At 30.8% G+C, this 2,410-nt stretch carries 4 protein-coding genes; 2 read left to right on the top strand and 2 right to left on the bottom strand.

Features of this window, described 5'->3' with window-relative positions:
• Both B2S90_RS07835 and B2S90_RS07830 read left to right on the top strand, forming a co-directional pair.
• Window positions 1-540, top strand: a 540-nt coding sequence (locus B2S90_RS07835) for a PfkB family carbohydrate kinase (RefSeq protein WP_286696833.1), incomplete at its 5' end; no start/stop codon positions are given.
• Window positions 541-748: 208 nt separating this feature from the next.
• The gene (locus B2S90_RS07830) at window positions 749-1,738 is read left to right on the top strand and encodes a type II toxin-antitoxin system antitoxin SocA domain-containing protein (protein WP_279147587.1); all 990 of its coding nucleotides are present in this window, start codon (window positions 749-751) and stop codon (window positions 1,736-1,738) included.
• A gap of 41 nt (window positions 1,739-1,779) precedes the next feature.
• On the opposite strand, the gene B2S90_RS07825 is transcribed toward B2S90_RS07830, so the two are convergent.
• Both B2S90_RS07825 and B2S90_RS07820 read right to left on the bottom strand, forming a co-directional pair.
• A complete protein-coding gene (locus tag B2S90_RS07825) occupies window positions 1,780-2,166 on the bottom strand; it encodes an HIRAN domain-containing protein (protein WP_279068532.1) in 387 nt (128 codons plus the stop codon).
• 12 nt (window positions 2,167-2,178) lie between these two features.
• On the bottom strand, window positions 2,179-2,410 hold a 232-nt coding region (locus B2S90_RS07820; RefSeq protein ID WP_286696832.1), incomplete at its 5' end, for a hypothetical protein.

Below are 2,410 nucleotides of genomic sequence, written 5' to 3'. Positions count from 1 at the left end.
TATGAAGCCAATCCAGGAGGCGCGCCTTGTAATGTACTTGCTATGCTTGGAAAATTAGGTTATAAAACCGCATTTATTGGAAAAGTAGGAAATGATGAGTTTGGAAAACTATTAAAGAATACAATCTCAGAACAAAAGATTGATTCTATAGGTCTTGTAATGGATTCAGATGCAAAAACAACACTTGCTTTTGTAGATAATGATGAAACAGGAGATCGCAGCTTCTCTTTTTATAGAAAGCCAGGCGCAGGTATGATGCTTAGGGAAGACGAAGTGAATTACGAATTAATTGATAACTGCCGTATCTTCCACTTTGGTTCTTTATCTATGATGGATGAACCAGTCAGATTCTCTACTTATGCGATGATTGATTATGACAAAAAGAAGAATAAGATCATTTCTTTTGACCCTAATCTAAAACCACCTTTATGTGAAAGTGAAGATCTTGCAGCGAGACAGATCTGGTATGGTATTGAACAATGCGACATTTTAAAGACTGCGGATAACGAGATTGAGTGGTTTACAGGTACGAATGATTAAGATATAGTAATTGAAATCATTAGAGAAAGAAACATGATAAATTTGCTTCAGAATAATAAGCCACTATTTTTTTAATGTTATCATCCTACTATATCTAAGATAACAGTTGTTAGTTACTCTTAGTATCTTTTTTGATGATTTTCTATTATACTCATATTATAATAATGATACGAAATAATAAAAATCATATCATAAAGGAGATAAGAACATGAAGCACACTTATTGTACAAATTGCAGAAAAGAAACAACCTATACATTGAAGAAACAGGAAATCAGAAAAGTTATTAAAGATAAGGAATATACTTTCTTAATTACTGTTGCAGTATGTAATGAATGTGGTGAAGAAATATCTCTACCTGGTTTACTAGATTTAAATGTTAAAGAAATAGATTCACAATATAGAGAAAAGGAAAATCTAATTACTATCGAAAATATTAACAGATTATTAAAGATATATGATATTGGGAAAGGACCACTCGCATTAGTTCTTGGTTTTGGTGAAGTGACTATTAAAAGATATCTAGATGGGCAGGTGCCTTCTCTTGAGTATTCCAATATCATGAAAAAAGCTTTACTTTCTCCTGATTATTTTGATAAGAAATTACAGGAAAATAAAAATAAGATTACTCCAGCTTCTTATAAGAAATCACAAGAAGCAGTGAGTAATCTACAAGAATTATTTGTATTATCAGATAAGATGAGACAGGTTATCGCATATTTATTTAAAGGATTAAATGAAGTTACACCATTGATGCTGCAAAAACTTCTTTATTTAATTCAGGGAACCTCTTATGCCTTATATGATCATCCTATGTTTATAGAACATTCACAGGCATGGGTTCATGGCCCTGTCTATCCTGATGTTTATCATTTATTCAAGCAGTTCAGTTTTAATCCTATTGATGATGATCGATTTGTACTCTTTGAAGAATTAGAGAATACATTAAGTGAAGAAGAATGTCATGTGATTGATTTAGTTATTCATACATATGGTCTCTATAGCACTAAAGTATTAGAAACAATCACTCATACACAGGATCCTTGGATATCAGCTAGAAAAGGCTATGAAGGAACTGTTCCTTCTCATGAACCTATTATAGAGGAAAATATAAGAAACTATTTCCATACATTAGATAGACAATATGACTTTTCTCATAGAGAAGGAATCGATCACTATATTCATGATATTATCATGTAATGACTATGTATCACTTATTATATTCTTTATTCTGTGAATAACTAGAAATCCATCATACAGATTTTAATAGAAACATGCCAATGACAATAATCAGCCTCATAACATGAGTATACTCTTGCGTGAAGTATCTTACCTGCATCCATTAGTCGAGTAAAAATACTATTATCCCTCTTAGGAATATACCCAAGCTTTTCACCATCTATTGTAAGCACCTTAATCGCATTACTATCATATTTATTATCTGCTTCTCTTTCTAATAGAAGAGGGTCATTCTTCTCTAGTTTCTTAAATACATCCTGGTTATCTACATAACGTGTTCCTGCAATATCAGTAAAAGACAAAAAGATTTCATTCATTAAAGGCATAACCACATTCTCTATCCCATTCATTTCTACTGCTTCTAAAATCACATCTTTCATATTATCCATAAATGCTTCCTCCTAACATGCATGCATAACTTTTTCATAACAGGAATATTGTTTATCTAAGTTATATTTATACAATCTGTATATCATGATTTTCTTTTCTAGATACTCTTTTGTTATTTTAGGATTTCTATTTTCAATAGACTCTATTTCTTTTTTGATTCTTTCTATTTGTGTTGTGAGATAGGTCATATCTGATTTTTTTCTAATGGATTGTTTTTCATAATCCACCAACATTTCTATATCT

The organism is Catenibacterium sp. UBA627 (genome assembly GCF_002299355.1).
GTDB lineage: Bacteria > Bacillota_I > Bacilli_A > Erysipelotrichales > Coprobacillaceae > Catenibacterium > Catenibacterium mitsuoka.
The sequence above is the reverse complement of the archived record's forward strand: the minus strand, read 5'-3'. Positions and strand labels throughout refer to the sequence as shown.

What these genes read in the sequence shown, in the direction of transcription:
- B2S90_RS07830 (WP_279147587.1), top strand. Translation starts at nt 749, where the DNA reads ATGAAGCACACTTATTGTACAAATTGCAGAAAAGAAACAACCTATACA.
- B2S90_RS07825 (WP_279068532.1), bottom strand. Translation starts at nt 2,166, where the DNA reads ATGGATAATATGAAAGATGTGATTTTAGAAGCAGTAGAAATGAATGGG.